Origin of the sequence: Xenorhabdus sp. PB62.4 (assembly GCF_014467285.1) — a bacterium.
In the GTDB taxonomy this organism is placed as follows: Bacteria; Pseudomonadota; Gammaproteobacteria; order Enterobacterales; family Enterobacteriaceae; genus Xenorhabdus.
The window spans coordinates 64800-82181 of record NZ_NKHR01000006.1; the positions used below are offsets into that span (position 1 = coordinate 64800).

Here is a 17382-nt window from a genome sequence, read left to right on the forward strand (position 1 = left end):
GCAAGACCAGCTCAGTGAGATTAAGCTGAAAATGCGGGAACTGCTTGGCGATTACAAAAGCCGCTAAGGGCAGGGAGTGAGCAGCGCTTAAAAAGAACAAGGCCGGAAGATAACTGAGGTCATTCCGGCTTAAATTCTAGTTTAGCAGGCTATGGAATTCTTTGAATGCTTCAATTACTTCCTCATCAGAGGATAATTCTCTCCTTTCATTGAGAATATATTTTTCAGTATCTATATCCATAATTTCTAGCATACAAGATAAATCATCCCATACTGTAAACCGGGCAATACTTTTATCAGTATCAATATCAACGACTAAACTTTCTGCATTTACAATTACAGGGTAGTCATAATTAGATATAATCCATAAATTTATTTTTTGCATGTTACTATTTTCCCGTCAGTCGTTTTATGTGCCTTAACCTCTATGTTGGTTACTTCAGGCATTTCTGGTACAGGTAAACCTTTACGTTTTGCTAAACGCCCTTCTAAAGAATCTGGGCCTACTATTTTTGCCCATTCATCATTTGTCTTTATCAACGATCCTTCAGGAACACCAAATTCAACATACACTGCTCCCGGCTTAGCTTGTTTACCAAAAGCATCAATATTAGCAGGATAACCGACATGTGTTGTTCCCGTATTACTTTGAATTACTTTGCCAGTAGCCCGCATTTTTTGGAGTTCATCTGGACTCATCCAACGACCAACAGTAACAGTTGATAACCCAAAAGGGTCAATAAAATTGACCGGATTATGCACATACGAATACGGATTAAACCCGCCCAATAATCCCAACGGGTCGGGCGAGATGTACTGCCCGGTCTCCGGCGAATAATACCGAAAGCGATTATAGAATAATCCTGATTCTTCGTCCTCAAATTGACCTAGGAACCGCAGGTTACAGTTTACATGATAATCCGGGTTATTGGAGGCGATGACCTGAAAACGTTCCGCTTTGCCCCAGGTCGTCAGCCGCTGCGCCCAGACCAGTACCCCCTCCTCGGACAACATTTCGCGCGGCGTACCCTGATGGTCGCTCACGATATAGTGCAGCTTGCCTTTCTCAAAACGGGCTGACGGCGTTAATGATCCGGGTTCATATAACCAGCGGATGCGCTGATCTTCTGCCGGTGTACCATCGGCGTAAACCGGCGTTTCTTCGATAAGCTGGTCGCCGCTCCACAGGTAATCCTGCCCCATGATGGCATCCGCTCTCGGCACTAAATCCGGTTTGCCTGCCAGCCACAACTGTAAATTAGTCTTTGCCAGTTTACCATCGTGCACTTTCAGTTTACGAATTCGCCGCCCAAACGCATCGTAGCGATAATGCCAGCGCGAGCCATCCGGGGTTTCGCAGTGGGTGAGCTGGTTTTGGGTGTCCCAGCGGTAGCGCCAGATTTGCGGACGGAAGCCATCACGTTGTTCGGTTTTTTCTACCAGACGGCCATTGTTATCATAGCGATAACGGCTGTCCCCTTGTTGCACGACGCGCCCGGCTTGCTGGCGTTGATTAATTTGTGCTGCCGCCCCCCGCGCATCGGCCGGCAGATGCTGGCTCAGGTTGCCATTCGCATCATAACTGAATTGCTCTTCATGCGGGCGCGCACCCTCGAACAGGGTATGCAGTATTTGGCCGTTAGTATTGTAACGGTAGCGGGTCTGCCCCCAGCGGCTGTCATCAATCACCCGCACATTATGCGCACGGTCATATTGCCAGCTCCGGTTGACGGCAGTGGCTTGCGGCGGGAAGTGCGGGTCATTTTGTGCCAGTGTTTCCCGGAACAGGTGGGTGGCCTGCCCGGCCGACTGATGTGCCAGCAAACCGGTTGCAGTGTAGCGGCTGGCAAGGATAAACCCGTTGGCACTTTCCCGCACCGTTTCCTGCCCCAGCGCATTATGCTGGAATGTCAGCGGCGTATGCTGATTGAGCTGAAAGTGGTTCAAGACACCCGACAGGTTATAGCCGAAGTGCAGAGTATGACCATCAAGGCTTTCACTGACCGGACGCCCGGTCAGGCTGTCCCATTCACGGGTAATTTCCCGCCCGTTGATACGTTCGCAGATAGGCAGGCCAGTGGTTTTGTCGTATTCGTATTCCACGACCGCATCATCATTGGCCGCTTTCACCAACTGGTGACGGGCGTTATATTCGTAAGTCGTGGTAGCCTTAAGCACCCATTGGTTCTCTTCCGGCTGCCAGCTTTCCTGTTTGACCAATAAGCCAGCAGCGGAGTAGTGCCAGCGAAGCTGCTGCCCATCGGGATACTGCACCTGTGTGCGTCGTCCTAATTTATCGTACTGATAGTCGAGGGTACGTCCGGTAAAATCGGTTTCCCGGATAATCTGACCGGCGGCATCCCGTTCATAGCGATAAGTTTCACCGGTGAAGGCGGTCACTGAGTTCAACCGGGTCAGGCGGTCATAGCCAAAACGTAATACAGTGCCGTCGGGCCGGGTCACCTGATTGAGCAGGTCAAACGCACCGTAAGTGTAGCGGGTGGTGCGGCCTTCGCCATCAGTCACCGCCACCACACGCCGTTCACTGTCATAGGCCAGTTGCTGCGTGGTACCATCCGGCAGTTCAACATCGGTCAGGCTACCATTAAAGCTGGCATGATCGTTGCTGTAACGATAGTGAGTCTGCTGTTTGAGAGCATCGGTGAGTTGACGCAGGCGCCCCAGTTCATCCAGTTGCAGGCCGGTGGTATGACCGTCCGGCGTCATCACCGCCGCCAGCCGTTGTTGCTCATCATAGGCGTAGTGCCATTGGCGTCCATCTGGTAGCAGGCGCTGGCGCAATTCGCCGTGTGTGCCGTACTGATACTCTTCTTTGTGCCCTAGCGGATTAGTCAGTGCCGTCAGGTTGCCCAGCTCATCATAGTGAAATTTCCAGCGATCGCCCGTTGGTAGGACACTTTCAATCAGCTGCCCGTGTTCGTCATAACCATAATAAAAAGTATCACCGGTCGGCAGCTTCACTTCGGTCAGTGCACCGTCAGGGTTGTAACAAAATGTGGTGATAGCACCTGATGGGTCAGCCTCCCAGATGATTTGGCTATGGCGCCACTGGCGGCGGGTAATGCGCCCCAGCGGATCGACTTCGCGGATCACCAACCCGTTGTGATCGTAGTGGTATTGGGTTACACCGCCTTCGCCGTCTTGATAGATGGTGATACGAGCTTGATCATCATAGTGGAAATAATCACACCAGTAACCGCTGGCAGAAGTGGTGCTGAGTACTCGCCCTTGTTCATCATAAGTAAGACTCAGATCGGTCTGGTCAGTATCGTGCCAGCGTATCATCCGCCCCTGCGAGTCATATTCATGCCACAGGTGGTTATGCTGGAATGCTTCACATTCATTTAGATAATCTTGTGGATCATAGTGGCAGGTCACCAGCCGTTGTTGCTTTTGCTGGTCAAGATAATCTACGGTTTGGAGGTATTGATTCTGATAACCTAGAATCAGCCGGAAGCCATCTGTGCGCGTGACTTCGATCAGTTGCGATTGTTTATCGTAGATAAACTGGATCGCGTTCTGGCGGCGATCACTGATCGTGGACAGTTTGCGAATATTTCCAACGGAGAGGTTAAAATGGTAGATGAGCTGGGACTGGCGATCTGTTAGTTTCAATTCACCATTCAACTCGCCCACCAGCACGAAATGGGGAATATGCTGGTTACGGGCAAGCACCGAGTTATCCGGTGTGCTGAAATCGTAGATCACCCCATCGGCATCGGTGAAATATACCTTACCATCGGCCAATTCTAACTGACGTGACCAGTCATCCGCCCATTTCGGCCCAAACAGGCCGTTATACTTGGCAGTGGAGCGATAGGTGCGGGTCAGGGTGATGGGCAACAGCCCGGGAATGGCGATAACCGGCCAGACTTGCAGGAAGTCGCCGGTGGCTACATCAACAGGCTCACCTTCTTTTGTACAAGTCCCGTTACAGCTACCGTCTTTGTCGGTAGACTTGTTATCAACGTGGTCTTCTTTAGCGTTTTGGGGTTTTTCAGTGCTAGTCTCATCGGTTTCTTTGGGTTTGTGTTCAACTTTGCCTCCTGCTGTGGCTTTGGTTACCTTAGCTTCCTCAGTGAACACTTTGCTTTCGGCTTTGGTCACCGCAGTACTGGCTTTGTTTGCGGTAGAAGTTAATTCAGTCGCGCCCTTTTTGATAACACTGGTTTTCCCGGTAGGCAAACCAATCGCCTCGAGAACTTCAACTTCAAATATCCCCGCTTCTTGTGCTCGGTTGCTGGACGTTGCTTTCCAGTCATTCAGATTAAATTCCCCACTTTGCTTTTTCTGAATTTTTGCGACTTCACGTACCGTCTTCGCTTTTTCGGTTTCACCATATATTTCAAGCCACCGGGCTGCATCTTCTGAGTCTTTGGCGCTTTCAAAATAAGCCCCTTGAATATAGGATTCTACCGTGCCAACCACGATGTTATAGGTACCTTTTACATGTCCTTTAGCCCGCTCAACCGGATTTTTTATCCCTTCAGCATGATTAATAGCCTTCTCATGCGCCCAATCAACGACGCCGTCTTTGGCTTCCACCATTGCCTGCCACGCTTTTATCCGCCAACTTTTTTCTTCCGGTGTTTCTGCTGTAGGAAGGGTATTGGCTTCTGCCGCTGGCACTTGAGCCGGGGCTGCTTGCGCGGTGATTTTTCCAAATGTATTTCCCGTCCCGGTCGGACTGTCATCCCGAACCTTTTGTGGTAACGGGGAATTCGGTTTGGGGGGAGTAATATTGGTATCGTGGTCTTTCGGACTAGCCGATTCTTCTGCTTTGGCTGCCGTTTTGCTACCTGTTCTGGCTCCGTTGTTTTCTTCCATAGTTTCCTTCCTTATGCTCCGTTCATCCAAAATTTATCCCCGTGGCGCAGCACCAGCTTGTTACCCGCGCGTACTGTGTGGGTGTCTCCTGCGGATGGCATTTTCCGCCCACAGTGCCACTTTTGACGCCATTTGCCACTCCAGGCTGGTCACCGAGTGTGGTGGGGACAAAACTGCGGGCAAACACCACCACCGGCTGGCTGTTGACGCGCACGGGCCATCAGTACAGCAAAGCTCTCATTCAGCCGTTCGATATCCGGGTTATGGTCGCTGAGGCTATCCGCAAGATGGTTTTTGTCTTCGGCAGTGAGTTGTTCGAATTGATGCAGGTAATGGCGCTCCTGCTGGAAATAAGATTTAAATAAATCCAAAACTGCCTCTCGCAAATTCAGTATTTAATGGAAGATATTCTTTGTGTTTTTTAACTATCATTCCAAAAAATAGTTACATCGGGAATAAATAGTATGATAGAGGCAGTCAAGACTTTGCCGCTGAAAGAAAAAATTCAGTTCATCTATTAATAAAAAATGGTGGTAAATATTAAATGATATTCAAGTAAGAGAAAAATAAAACCAGACACAATAAAGATAACCAGCCAACAACGATAGAATTAAAAGTTAAAATCGTTGCCGTTTGAGTGTTAAATCCTGTTATTTTCCTAATTAATGGATTTTAAATCTAGATGTGCTTAGGGTTGTTTTTGTTTATCGATTTGATTTGTAAGTGAAATATTACATTTAATTTTTGGAAAAAGCATGATCATTTTTGATATGTGAAGTTCGTCACATATTAATCATTAGTAAAACGATGTTTGTGCGTAATCACTAGCTAAAATAATCTTTTCATTATTGACATGATTATCAAATATCTTCTTCTGTAAATATGAATTAATTATTCATTCTCTAAAAGAGATAACTGAACTAATGAAGGGATTATTATAAATACTGAGGAAATATAACTTAGGGATATGCGCATCACTTATATTATTCTGCCAACACACATATCCCACCATTAATATCAGTCAGCCAAATCAACCTGCTGATTGTCAATCAGTCTTGTTTGGCCTAACCATGCCGCCATAAGGATCACGGCTTTTTTGCTTTGCGCTGTCAATGGAGCCAGATTTTCTGCATCGCGGATAAATAATTCATCAGGCACAAAGCCCTCTTCCCGTAAATGCGCAGAGGTTAATTCAATCAGCCGCTCTGTATCCCGCTCTCCGTTCCTTACACGTTCCGCTATACACTGCATGGCCTTATTCAGCAACGGTGCAATTTTTTTCTCTTCAGCAGACAAGAGGTTATTACGTGAACTCAGAGCTAATCCATTTTTATCACGGATAATAGGCACGGATACCAATGTAATGTCGTAAGCCATATCTGCAATCATTTTGCGGATAATCTGCAATTGCTGAAAATCTTTTTCACCAAAATAAACCAGATCGGGTTGGATTAAATTAAACAATTTGCTGACAACCGTTGTAACGCCACGAAAATGCCCCGGACGGCTGGCACCTTCAAGCATATGAGATAGCTCTGGCACTTCGACAAACGTTTGATTGCTGTTTAATCCGTTCGGGTACATTTCGCCAACACTGGGGGCGAAGACTAATTCAACATTGTGACGGCTTAGTTTCTCGCAATCTTCTTGCAAGGTTCGGGGATAATTGACCAGATCATCTTCCCGGTCAAATTGCATTGGATTGACGAAAATACTGACAATAACAACATCAGCCTGCGCTTTGGCGGTCTCAACCAATGCCATATGGCCATCGTGCAGATTTCCCATCGTAGGGACAAAAGCAATACGCTTGCCAGCTTGACGCCAACGGCGGATCTCACGGCGTAAAATTGGGATTGTTTCTATAATCAGCATTGCTGTACTCCTTTAATTAGCAGGCATGCTGGAGAGAATCACTTGAATGAATGTGCTTGGTCGGGATAGGCTCCGCTTTCTACCTGTTCTTTATACAGGCGGATAGCATCCCTGACATTGCCAGTTTCTTTGAGAAAGTCTTTGGCAAATTTAGGTGGTCTTGCGGTAATGCCCAAGGCATCGTGCATAACCAGAATTTGAGCATCTGTACCATTACCGGCACCGATTCCAATCACGGGGATTGTGGTGAGCTGGTCGGTAATTTGACGTGCAAGTTCGGCAGGAACGCATTCTAACAACAGTAGTTGCATGCCAGAATCTTTTAGGGCGATGGCATCGGCCATTAATTGATTTGCGGATGATTCATCACGACCCTGAACTTTATACCCGCCAAGGATATTAACGGATTGCGGCATTAAGCCTAAATGGATACAGACAGGAACAGAACGCTCAGTCAGCATTCTCACAGTATCACAGAGCCAACTTCCACCTTCAATTTTGACCATGTTGGCACCGGCACGCATGAGCTTGGCTGCATTCTCACAAGCTTGCTCTGGTGTGGCGTAACTCATGAATGGCATATCTGTAATTAAGAAAGAATCCGGTGCTCCAGTGCGAACGCAACGAGTATGGTAAATGGCATCTTCCATTGTGACGGGTAAGGTAGAATCGAACCCTTGTATAGTCATACCCAGTGAATCGCCAATCAGCATGACATTGATGCCTTGTTCGGCGAAAAGGCGGGCGAAACTGGCATCGTAAGCTGTGATAGTTGCGAACTTACGTTTTTCTTTTTTTAACTGACGTAGGTCAGCCAGGGTGGTTGGTTTCATTATTATCTCCTGAATAGTTATACCCACTATCTTTCACGTTGTGATCGTAGTTGCAACCTGAAATTCATTAGGTATAGGGCCTATCCCATTGGCTTGTTCAAAAAGCACCCAATAGGATAGGCCCTGATTATCCAGAAATCGGCCACGGCTGTATGAGATGTTGAATGACAAAATATGCGAGCTATAACCAAAGCATCAGGCCATTTTCTGGGACTTTTTGTAATCGTTCTGCCAGTGTTTCTCCATCGGGGAACACAAGATCCGGTGCAATTTCTGCAAGCGGGTAAAGCATAAATTCGCGCTGTTTTAGACCATAGTGGGGAACAGTCAGGCGTTCAGTATTAATTATATGATCACCAAACAGCATGATATCCAGATCGAGTGTTCTTGGCCCCCAGCGTTCATCTTTGCGAACACGGCCCTGCGCCAGTTCGATTGCCTGAGTGTGATCAAGCAAAGTCTCTGGTGGCAATTGAGTTTCCAATGCGACAGCAAGGTTGAGATAATCAGGCTGATCCTGTGGCCCCATTGGTTTAGTCCGATAAGAAGATGATCGAACAACAAAAGTGGTATCAGGGATATTTTTCAAAGCAGCAAGGGCATTATCAACTTGCTGCAAAGGATCGGCCAAATTACTGCCAATGGCAATATAAACCCGAGTCATATTAACCGTTGTTCCTGTTTTGACGAGCGTATCCACTGTGTCCACCTCGGCGGGGACGTGTCCGACGACGAATGGGTTCACTACCCAGTTCTGATATCATTCCACGCTGCTGTGAAGGTGTTGACTGTTGGAATTCAGTCCACCACTGTACCAGCTCTTTCAGTTCATGACGTGGCTCAATACTGGCACGTAACTCCAGTAAATCATATGCAGCACGGAATTTAGGATGCTCCATCAGCTTATTCGCGCGCTTTCCTTGACGACGCGGCAAACGAAGCTGAAGTAACCAGATATCCCGCATGGTTGTGGTATGTCGCTTCGGAATGGCAATCGAGCGGCACTGTTCATCAAGAATGTCATTCATTGCCAGTGCGAAAGCATCGTAATACTGTAATCCGCCTTCCTGTGACAGTTTTTCCGCATGTTCGAGCAATGGATACCAAAGCATGGCAGCGAATAAGAAAGCCGGGTTAACTCGCCTGTCATTCTGTAAGCGGTAATCGGTATTTTTCAGTACCTGTGCCAACAGTTTTTCCATCGGAGAATCAGCGCATTGGGTGAAACAGCGTTGAATCATGGGGAATAATGGCTGGAACAGATGATATTCACGCAGCAATTTATAGGTGTTGTAACCTTGCCCCGACTGTAACAGTTTCAGTGATTCTTCAAACAGGCGTGCTGACGGAATATCCTGCAACAGAAACGCAAGGCGTGGGATCGGCTCGGCGGTGGCTGGCTCAATGGTCATGTTCAGTTTGCTGGCAAAACGAACGGCCCGCAGCATACGTACAGGATCTTCCCGATAGCGTGTTTCTGGATCACCAATCAGGCGGATAATGCCAGCGTTGAGATCTGCCATGCCGCCGACATAATCCCGCAGCGCAAAATCATCAATGCCATAATAGAGACTATTGATCGTGAAATCGCGACGGGCTGCGTCTTCTTCAACCGAACCAAAGATATTATCACGCAGTAACATGCCGCTCTGGGCTTTATGTGACTGGTTCCGGTCATTGCTTTCAACTTGCTCATGTGGCCCGCGGAAGGTAGCAACTTCAATGACATCCGGCCCAAACATAATATGGGCCAGGCGAAAGCGGCGGCCAACAAGACGGCAATTGCGGAATAATTTACGCACCTGCTCTGGTGTGGCGTTGGTGGCTATATCGAAATCTTTGGGCTGCTTGTGCAGCAATAGATCACGAACGCCACCGCCGACCAAATAGGCTTCAAAACCTGACTTATTCAGGCGATACAGAACCTTCAGGGCATTATCACTAATGTCTTTACGTGAAATCGGATGTTGTTCCCGGGGGATCACAGTGATCGGGGAGTCCGAAAGTTTTTCCTTTGCGGATTTTTTCCTCATTTTGTCGTTGTCGGCATGTGATAAAGATGAATGATTTCCTCTGCGACGTTTACGCAGAGAACTGCTCTCTGTTTGAGCAGAATGGTCAGATACGGTGGCTGGCCTTTCACTGACTGCCTGTGTGTCGCGCTTTACCCTGTTATCGCGGATCAGCAAATTACGGCAGAAAGTTGCTACTCGGTTAAAAATGGGACACCTCGATAGTGACTAATCAATTAAAACAAAAAACAGCCGCCAATCATAACTTACTGGACATTTTTTGAGAATGCTTACAGCGCTAATAGCAACACTTTATTTAAATTGGCAATAGGTTATGTTTTTTGGCGAAATCGCGTTTATATTCCAACTGTCGATAGCCTGCTGTAGCAGTTGTTCGGTAGAGAGGTCCTGCCAGCCTACGATAATTGGTTGATTCAAAAATGATAACGCATCAATAAGCAATGGCCTTGGATCACTCAGAGGGATCGGTTGGGCATGATTTTGCTTAGAAAGCTTATTTCCTTCTCTATTTAACACGAGAGGTAAATGTACATAATCCGGCGTATTAAAATTCAAGTGCTGATACAGAGATAGCTGGCGAACCGTTGGTTCAATTAAATCTGCCCCTCTGACAATTTCAGTGACGCCCTGATAATTATCATCAATAACAACGACAAGATTATAGGCGAATAACCCATCTTTGCGATGAATAATGAAATCTTCTTCCGCCATTGCCGTAGACACGGTAATGTGCCCTTGCAATTTATCGCAAAAACCATGAACCGGATGGTGTTGTTTCAGGCGAATTGCCGCGTTATGACTCGGTAAGCGCGAATGACGACAGTGTTTATCATAAAAACCGCCCAGTTGTTGAATGCGCTGGCGGGTGCAGGTACAGCAATAACTATTTCCCTGCTGTTTTAACTGATCGAGGATGGCACGATAGGCTTCATGGCGTTGGGATTGATAAAGAACGTTGTCATCCCAGTAAAGGCCATAATGCTCAAGGGCTTTCAATATCCGATTGGCGGCTCCGGGGACTTCCCGTGGGGGATCTATGTCGTCAATACGCATCAGCCATTTCCCATGACAGGCACGTGCTTGCAGATAACTGCCCAGTGCAGTCACCAGGGAACCGAAATGGAGATCGCCGGAAGGTGACGGAGCGAAGCGCCCAATATATAACGAGGGATGTTCAGATTGAATCATATCAGGATCAATGTAGGGGAATACGGCGCTGTTCAGCGCCGTACTTAACCCTATTTTGTTAGCCAGCCATTTGCTTTTCGCGAATTTCAGCCAACGTTTTACAGTCAATACATAAATCGGCTGTTGGGCGAGCTTCTAAACGGCGGATGCCGATTTCAACCCCACAGGATTCACAATAGCCGAAGTCGTCCTCTTCGACTTTTTTCAGCGTTTTCTCGATCTTTTTGATCAACTTACGCTCACGATCCCGATTACGTAATTCAAGACTGAACTCTTCTTCTTGCGCCGCACGGTCAACTGGATCAGGGAAGTTTGCTGCCTCATCTTGCATATGAGATACAGTACGGTCTACTTCATCCCTGAGTTGATTGCGCCATGCTTCCAGAATCAGCTTGAAATGCTCTAACTGGGCATCGTTCATGTATTCTTCGCCTGGCTTTTCCTGGTAAGGTCCTACCCCAGCGATGGCGAGAATGCTCAAGGACGAGGTTTTACGTTTTTGCCCTTCTTGCATAATGCTTCTCCTTACACACGCACTATCAAACGGCCCCCCAACAGCAGGGGGGAAAAAATAGGCCGCTATAAATAGCAGATGACTGCGAGGTTGGCAATTGTTCCTGCCATTAGTTTTGCAATGCTGTGAAGGCAGACATGTTTACTGCTTAAATATATCGCAAAACTAACCTCGTCAGCATGATCTGTTTACAAATTATCCTATTGATAAAAAAGGCAATTTGTCACTTAGTATCATCCTGTCTTCTGTCATGTTGGCCTTGTAACAAATTACTTCGACCCCTGAATTACATGCTTGTTCCAAAAGAAAAGCATAATCATGGTCAATATGTTTTGCTGCCGCAACCTGACTGATCCCAGAATGTAAAACAGCAAATAACAGGACAGCACGCTGGCCTTGTTGTGCTATCAATGATAGCTCACGTAAATGTTTTTGCCCGCGAATTGTTACCGCATCGGGAAAATAACCATAATTTTCCTGTAACAACGTTACTGACTTGACTTCAATATAACAATTAACTCGTTGTTTTGATTGTAACAATAAATCTATACGGCTTTTCTCTTTTCCATAACTCACCTCACGACTAATTTGCTCATAACCAGATAATTCCGAAATTACCTTTTTTTCAATGGCTTGATAGACCAAATCATTGGCTCTGAGGGTATTGACACAAATCCAGTGCCCATTTTGAGTCTGCGTCAGTTCCCAGCTATTCGGGTATTTGCGTTTGGGATTGTCGGATGTGGAATACCAGACAGTATCTCCCGGTGTAGCACAACCTGTCATTGCACCCGTATTGGCACAGTGTATGGTAAGTGTTTCTCCTTCTGGTGTAAGGACATCTGCCAGAAAGCGTTTATAACGGCGGATTAAAGTGGCAGGCTTTAGGGGCGGCGAAAATTCCATAAACTTTTCCTTCATAACCCGTGATCGACAATCTCAGTAACCTGAAATTCGATGAAATGAAATCAAAGATGCTAATGCTACAATGGCATCTGTTGAAAGTTAATCCATTATGGTGATCCTTTGTTATTACCCATTTATGACGTCGTAGAATCCGTTATTGCTAAATTACAAACGTCGAAACAGGTGCTGCTACATGCCCCTACAGGGGCAGGAAAATCGACCGGATTACCATTGGCGATTTTGCATCAAGTACCATCGGCAGGCCGCATTATTATGCTGGAACCTCGGCGTATCGCCGCGCGGAGTGTGGCTGAACGTCTTGCTGAGCAATTGAATGAACCTGTCGGTATGACCGTGGGCTATCGGATGCGCTCTGAAACTAAAGTCAGTGCTTCGACACGCCTTGAAGTAGTGACGGAAGGGATTCTAACCCGTATGCTCCAGCAAGATCCTGAATTGAGCGATGTTTCTCTCGTCATTCTTGATGAATTTCATGAGCGTAGTTTGCAGGCGGATTTAGCGCTGGCGTTGTTGCTTGATGTACAGGAAGGATTGCGGGATGACTTGCGTATTCTGGTGATGTCTGCAACGCTGGATAATCCGCGCCTTTCTTCTCTATTGCCGGATGCGCCAGTGATTGTATCGGAAGGGCGTAGTTATCCGGTTGCAAGATCTTATCATCCACTTCCTGCTCATCAGCCTTTCGAACAGTCAGTCGCGTCGGCAGTTTTACGTTTATTGCAGCAGGAGACGGGATCACTATTGCTGTTTCTGCCCGGTATCGGTGAAATTCAGCGGGTATTTTCGCAGTTGGAAGGAAAGGTCAGCGACGATACGTTATTGTGCCCACTGTATGGCGCGTTGTCGCTGTCAGATCAACACAAGACGATAGCGCCAGCCCCAATGGGGATGCGTAAGGTCGTGTTGGCGACCAATATTGCAGAAACGAGTTTGACGATTGAAGGCATCCGGTTGGTGGTAGATAGTGGCCTTGAACGTACCAGTCGGTTCGAGCCGAAAAGCGGTCTGACGCGTTTAATCACCCAGCGCATCAGCCAGGCTTCAATGGTTCAGCGGGCAGGGCGCGCCGGACGATTGGAATCAGGCGTTTGTTGGCATCTGTTCAGCCAAGAACAAGCAGAAAGGGCGACGGAACACAGTGAACCGGAAATCCTGCATTCAGATCTCAGCAGTCTGTTGCTTTCCCTTTTACAGTGGGGATGCCGTGACAGTCGCCAGCTCCAGTGGATGGATAACCCTCCACAACCTGCGTTAACTGTTGCAGCATCGTTGTTATTGCGATTGGGGGCACTGGATGAACATCAACAATTGACAGCCCGTGGTTGGCAGATGGCGGAATCCGGTAGCGAACCGCGTTTGGCGGCAATGTTATGTTCAGGTAAAGAGTGTGCAGAAAAGGAACAAGACAGCTCGGTATTGGCAACGGCAGCAAAACTGGTTGCGATTCTGGAAGAACCCCCTCGCCGTGGACAACCTGATATTACTTATTGGATGACATCAAAGCAGCGCCATTGGCAGCAACGGGCTAATCAGCTTATCAGGAATCTTGTGGGCAAGAATGGAAAACAAGGCACTGAGAATTATACAGGGAACATTAACCTTGATGTTATCCCTGAATTATTGGTACAGGGTTTTCCAGATAGGATCGCCAAAAACCGTGATAACCTTGGGCGTTTTCAGCTCGCTAATGGCTTGGGTGTCGTGCTGGAGCGTGAGGAACCACTTTCGGGAGAAGACTGGTTGGTTATTCCATCGTTGCAGCAGCTTAATACGCCTGATGCCAGAGTATCGCTTGCCTGCCCTTTAGATATCGAACATACCTTACGACAATCTCCGCTTCTGTTTACTGAACATACAGCCGTGGAGTGGGATGATAACAAAGGCTCATTGCGGGCATGGAAGCGTTTGCAATGTGGGCGTTTAGTTGTCAAAGCTCAGCCTCTGGCAAAACCTTCAGAATCGGAATTACAAGAAGCCTTGCTGAATTGGGTTCGGCAGGAAGGTTTGTCAGCGTTAAATTGGTCACAGGAAGCGTTGCAATTGCGTATTCGTTTGCAAAGGGCAACAGAATGGTTGCCGGAAGTAGAGTGGCCGACTGTTGACGATGAATCCTTGCTAAATACCCTTGAGCACTGGTTGCTTCCTGTGTTGGGAGGCATTGGTGATTTGAAAGGGCTGCGTCAGATTGAACTTTCATCTTGCCTGATGAGTTTGCTTGATTGGCAGCAACGGCAAATACTGGATAATGAATTGCCTACTAATTACACTGTGCCAACGGGGAGCAGGATCACTATCCAATATTTTAACGATAAGCCGCCCGTACTGTCAGTCAGAATGCAGGAAATGTACGGGGAGCAGCAAAATCCAGTATTGGCGAAAGGGAGAATTCCGGTTGTCATTGAATTGTTATCTCCTGCCCAGCGTCCATTACAGATCACGCAGGATCTCGCTGCATTCTGGCAGGGAGCTTACCGTGAAGTACAAAAAGAGATGAAAGGGCGTTACCCCAAACACTTATGGCCAGATGATCCTGCCAACACGGCGCCGACAAGGCGCGTGAAAAAATATATGTGATTACTTTTAATTCATATTCCTGCATTGCATAAACATTGGAGAATTCGGTATGTCTGATGATGATCGTCAGCCAATCGGACGCAAAGGTAAAAAACCGGGGCCTCGTCGCGGGCGCGCATCAAAAAAGCGCGATCGGCGGGATGACTATGATGATTATGAAGATGATGATTTTGACGACGATGAGGATGAAGTCATGACTAAAAAAGGGAAGAATTCCCGACCATCCAAGGCCCGCCCCCCCAAGAATAGAGGGAACTGGTTTTTGTGGCTGCTGTTAAAAGTCTTTATTGTATTGATAGTATTGTTTGTTATTTATGGTGTTTATCTGGATAACAAAATTCGCCAGCGTATCGACGGTAAAGTTTGGGATTTACCCGCCGCAGTGTATGGCCGGATGGTTAACCTCGAACCCGGCATGAATTACAGTAAGGATGAAATGATCCGGTTACTGGAAGGGATGCAGTACCGGAAAGTGACCAGAATCACTCGTGCAGGTGAATTCATTGTCAAGGGTAATAGCATTGAGATGCTGCGTCGTCCATTTGATTTCCCTGATGGCATGGAAGGACAAATTGAAGCTCGATTGACCTTCGATAACAATCATCTTTCCAGCATTCAAAACATGGAAAATCAACGTCAATTTGGTTTTTTCCGCCTTGATCCGAAACTGATCACAATGATGCAATCGCCGAATGGCGAGCAGCGCTTGTTTATTCCGCGTCAGGACTTTCCTAACTCATTGGTTGAGGCTTTGCTGGAAACAGAAGATCGTTATTTCTATGAACATGACGGAGTCAGGCCGCTTTCCATTGTCCGTGCCGCATTGGCTAACTTAATGGCAGGGCGCACGGTTCAAGGGGGAAGTACCCTGACGCAGCAACTGGTGAGAAACCTGTTTCTTTCCAATGAACGTACCTTGAGCCGTAAAGTGAATGAAGCCTACATGGCGTTATTGATGGATGCCCGTTACAGTAAGGATCGTATCCTTGAACTGTACCTGAACGAAGTCTTTCTGGGGCAAAGTGGTGACGAGCAAATCCATGGTTTCCCTCTGGCGAGCCAGTATTATTTTGGGCGTCCGATTGGGGAACTGACTTTAGATCAACAGGCGTTGCTGGTGGGCATGGTCAAAGGGGCATCTTTATATAACCCGTGGCGCAATCCTAAAGTGACACTGGAACGCCGTAATATCGTGTTAAAAATTCTTCAGAGCCGAAACGTTATCTCTCAGCAACAATATGATGAATTGAGTGCCCGCCCATTGGGTGTGAAGCTGAAAAATGAGGGAATTACACCACAACCTGCTTTTATGCAGTTAGTGCGTCAGGAACTACAGGAAAAGCTAGGCGATAAAGTTAATGACTTATCGGGTGTGAAAATCTTTACCACTTTAGATCCGGTTGCACAGTTTGCGGCGGAAAAATCTGTAGAAGAAGGTGTTGCTGCTTTGCGGAAAGCCCGTGGAATTAAGGACCTGGAAGGAGCGATGGTTGTCGTTGACCGTTTCAGTGGCGAAGTTCGTGCAATGGTGGGCGGCTCCCAACCGCAATATGCCGGATTTAACCGGGCATTGAATGCCCGCCGTTTGATCGGCTCTCTTGCCAAACCAGCGACTTATCTGACAGCATTGAGTCAGCCGGATAAATATCGCCTGAATACTTGGCTGGCAGATGAACCTCTTTCTATCCCTCAGACCGGGGGGAAACCTTGGAAGCCGAAGAACTTTAGCCGTACTTTTAGCGGGCGCGTTATGATCATAGATGCGTTGGCACGCTCGATGAACATTCCGACGGTGAACTTGGGGCTGGATGTTGGGTTGGATCGCATTACCAGTACCTTAATCTCACTGGGAATTCCTGCGAAAGAGATCAAACAGGTTCCCGCCATGTTATTGGGTGCGATTGAGTTAACTCCAATGGAAATGGCGCAAGAGTTCCAAACCATTGCCAGCGGCGGTAATCGTGCCAAACTCTCCGCCTTGCGTTCTATCATTGCCGAAGACGGTACGGTGGTTTACCAGAGCTACCCACAGGCAGAGCGGGCTATTCTGCCACAGGCTGCTTATCTGACATTATACGGTATGCAGCAAGTCATCGCGCGCGGCACAGGCCGTTCATTGGTTGGAAAATATGGCAAATATAATTTGGCAGGGAAAACCGGAACGACCAATGATCTTCGTGACAGTTGGTTTACAGGAATTGATGGTAAAGAAGTGGCGATTGTCTGGACTGGGCGCGATGACAATGGCCCCACCAAGTTGACGGGGGCGACGGGAGCATTAAAGATTTACGAGCGTTATCTGGAAAACGAAACACCATTGATGCTGAATAACCGTCCGCCGGAAGGTATCGTGGATATGTCAGTCAATGAAGATGGCAGCTTTAATTGTGCGGGTAATGGTGTAAGGATATTACCGGTTTGGACAGACGATCCGCAGGCTTTGTGTCAGCAATCAGAGCAACAGCCAATAGAGGAGAATGGAGAAGAAGCGCCGGGCTGGCTGCGTGAGATGTTTGGTCAGTAATAATAGCAATAATAATATAGTCATAAAATGCCATCCCCATTTGTGATAGGTGGGGATGGATAAACC

The 17382-nt window shown here is 47.4% G+C and carries 13 protein-coding genes; 2 read left to right on the forward strand and 11 right to left on the reverse strand.

The genetic code is table 11. The features are described from left to right. Nucleotides 1-136: 136 nt before the first annotated feature. The 11 genes from Xenpb_RS07545 to sfsA all read right to left on the reverse strand — a co-directional run bounded on the left by Xenpb_RS07545 (nucleotide 137) and on the right by sfsA (nucleotide 12197). The gene (locus Xenpb_RS07545) at nucleotides 137-385 is read right to left on the reverse strand and encodes a hypothetical protein (protein WP_187653766.1); all 249 of its coding nucleotides are present in this window, start codon (nucleotides 383-385) and stop codon (nucleotides 137-139) included. Continuing rightward, a complete protein-coding gene (locus Xenpb_RS07550) occupies nucleotides 373-4848 on the reverse strand; it encodes an RHS repeat-associated core domain-containing protein (protein WP_187653767.1) in 4476 nt (1491 codons plus the stop codon). Before Xenpb_RS07550 ends, Xenpb_RS07545 begins: the two co-directional genes overlap by 13 nt. A gap of 22 nt (nucleotides 4849-4870) precedes the next feature. Further along, nucleotides 4871-5062, reverse strand: coding sequence for a PAAR-like domain-containing protein (locus Xenpb_RS07555; RefSeq protein ID WP_368666806.1), 192 nt, complete (start codon nucleotides 5060-5062; stop codon nucleotides 4871-4873). Beyond that, on the reverse strand, nucleotides 4998-5219 hold the full coding sequence (locus Xenpb_RS07560) for a type VI secretion system baseplate subunit TssF (RefSeq protein ID WP_187653768.1): 222 nt from the start codon (nucleotides 5217-5219) through the stop codon (nucleotides 4998-5000). The genes Xenpb_RS07555 and Xenpb_RS07560 overlap by 65 nt, the downstream gene beginning before the upstream one ends. 646 nt (nucleotides 5220-5865) lie before the next feature. After that, the gene (gene panC, locus Xenpb_RS07565; protein ID WP_187653769.1) at nucleotides 5866-6723 is read right to left on the reverse strand and encodes a pantoate--beta-alanine ligase; all 858 of its coding nucleotides are present in this window, start codon (nucleotides 6721-6723) and stop codon (nucleotides 5866-5868) included. A 38-nt stretch (nucleotides 6724-6761) separates the two neighbouring features. Then, nucleotides 6762-7556 (reverse strand): 3-methyl-2-oxobutanoate hydroxymethyltransferase, encoded by a 795-nt coding sequence (panB, locus tag Xenpb_RS07570; protein WP_187653770.1) that lies wholly within the window; start codon nucleotides 7554-7556, stop codon nucleotides 6762-6764. A gap of 181 nt (nucleotides 7557-7737) precedes the next feature. Continuing rightward, the gene (gene folK, locus Xenpb_RS07575) at nucleotides 7738-8220 is read right to left on the reverse strand and encodes a 2-amino-4-hydroxy-6-hydroxymethyldihydropteridine diphosphokinase (protein ID WP_187653866.1); all 483 of its coding nucleotides are present in this window, start codon (nucleotides 8218-8220) and stop codon (nucleotides 7738-7740) included. A gap of 1 nt (nucleotide 8221) precedes the next feature. Beyond that, nucleotides 8222-9589 carry a polynucleotide adenylyltransferase PcnB gene (pcnB, locus tag Xenpb_RS07580; RefSeq protein ID WP_255523079.1) on the reverse strand — a complete coding sequence of 456 codons (1368 nt, stop codon included), beginning with the start codon at nucleotides 9587-9589 and terminating at the stop codon, nucleotides 8222-8224. Between the two features lie 291 nt (nucleotides 9590-9880). Beyond that, entirely contained in the window at nucleotides 9881-10777 is an 897-nt protein-coding gene (gluQRS, locus tag Xenpb_RS07585; protein ID WP_187653868.1) for a tRNA glutamyl-Q(34) synthetase GluQRS, read from the reverse strand. A 58-nt stretch (nucleotides 10778-10835) separates the two neighbouring features. Then, nucleotides 10836-11291 (reverse strand): RNA polymerase-binding protein DksA, encoded by a 456-nt coding sequence (gene dksA / locus Xenpb_RS07590; RefSeq protein WP_010845119.1) that lies wholly within the window; start codon nucleotides 11289-11291, stop codon nucleotides 10836-10838. Between the two features lie 195 nt (nucleotides 11292-11486). Further along, on the reverse strand, nucleotides 11487-12197 hold the full coding sequence (sfsA, locus tag Xenpb_RS07595; protein ID WP_187653771.1) for a DNA/RNA nuclease SfsA: 711 nt from the start codon (nucleotides 12195-12197) through the stop codon (nucleotides 11487-11489). Between the two features lie 120 nt (nucleotides 12198-12317). Here sfsA and hrpB point away from each other — a divergent pair, with 120 nt between their 5' ends. Both hrpB and mrcB read left to right on the forward strand, forming a co-directional pair. Continuing rightward, a complete protein-coding gene (gene hrpB / locus Xenpb_RS07600) occupies nucleotides 12318-14792 on the forward strand; it encodes an ATP-dependent helicase HrpB (protein WP_187653772.1) in 2475 nt (824 codons plus the stop codon). A 49-nt stretch (nucleotides 14793-14841) separates the two neighbouring features. Then, entirely contained in the window at nucleotides 14842-17316 is a 2475-nt protein-coding gene (gene mrcB, locus Xenpb_RS07605; protein ID WP_187653773.1) for a bifunctional glycosyl transferase/transpeptidase, read from the forward strand. The last annotated feature ends 66 nt before the right edge of the window (nucleotides 17317-17382 follow it).

What these genes read in the sequence shown, in the direction of transcription:
- dksA (WP_010845119.1), bottom strand. Translation starts at nt 11,291, where the DNA reads ATGCAAGAAGGGCAAAAACGTAAAACCTCGTCCTTGAGCATTCTCGCC.
- gluQRS (WP_187653868.1), bottom strand. Translation starts at nt 10,777, where the DNA reads ATGATTCAATCTGAACATCCCTCGTTATATATTGGGCGCTTCGCTCCG.
- pcnB (WP_255523079.1), bottom strand. Translation starts at nt 9,589, where the DNA reads ATGAGGAAAAAATCCGCAAAGGAAAAACTTTCGGACTCCCCGATCACT.
- folK (WP_187653866.1), bottom strand. Translation starts at nt 8,220, where the DNA reads ATGACTCGGGTTTATATTGCCATTGGCAGTAATTTGGCCGATCCTTTG.
- panC (WP_187653769.1), bottom strand. Translation starts at nt 6,723, where the DNA reads ATGCTGATTATAGAAACAATCCCAATTTTACGCCGTGAGATCCGCCGT.
- mrcB (WP_187653773.1), top strand. Translation starts at nt 14,842, where the DNA reads ATGTCTGATGATGATCGTCAGCCAATCGGACGCAAAGGTAAAAAACCG.
- Xenpb_RS07545 (WP_187653766.1), bottom strand. Translation starts at nt 385, where the DNA reads ATGCAAAAAATAAATTTATGGATTATATCTAATTATGACTACCCTGTA.
- sfsA (WP_187653771.1), bottom strand. Translation starts at nt 12,197, where the DNA reads ATGGAATTTTCGCCGCCCCTAAAGCCTGCCACTTTAATCCGCCGTTAT.
- Xenpb_RS07550 (WP_187653767.1), bottom strand. Translation starts at nt 4,848, where the DNA reads ATGGAAGAAAACAACGGAGCCAGAACAGGTAGCAAAACGGCAGCCAAA.
- panB (WP_187653770.1), bottom strand. Translation starts at nt 7,556, where the DNA reads ATGAAACCAACCACCCTGGCTGACCTACGTCAGTTAAAAAAAGAAAAA.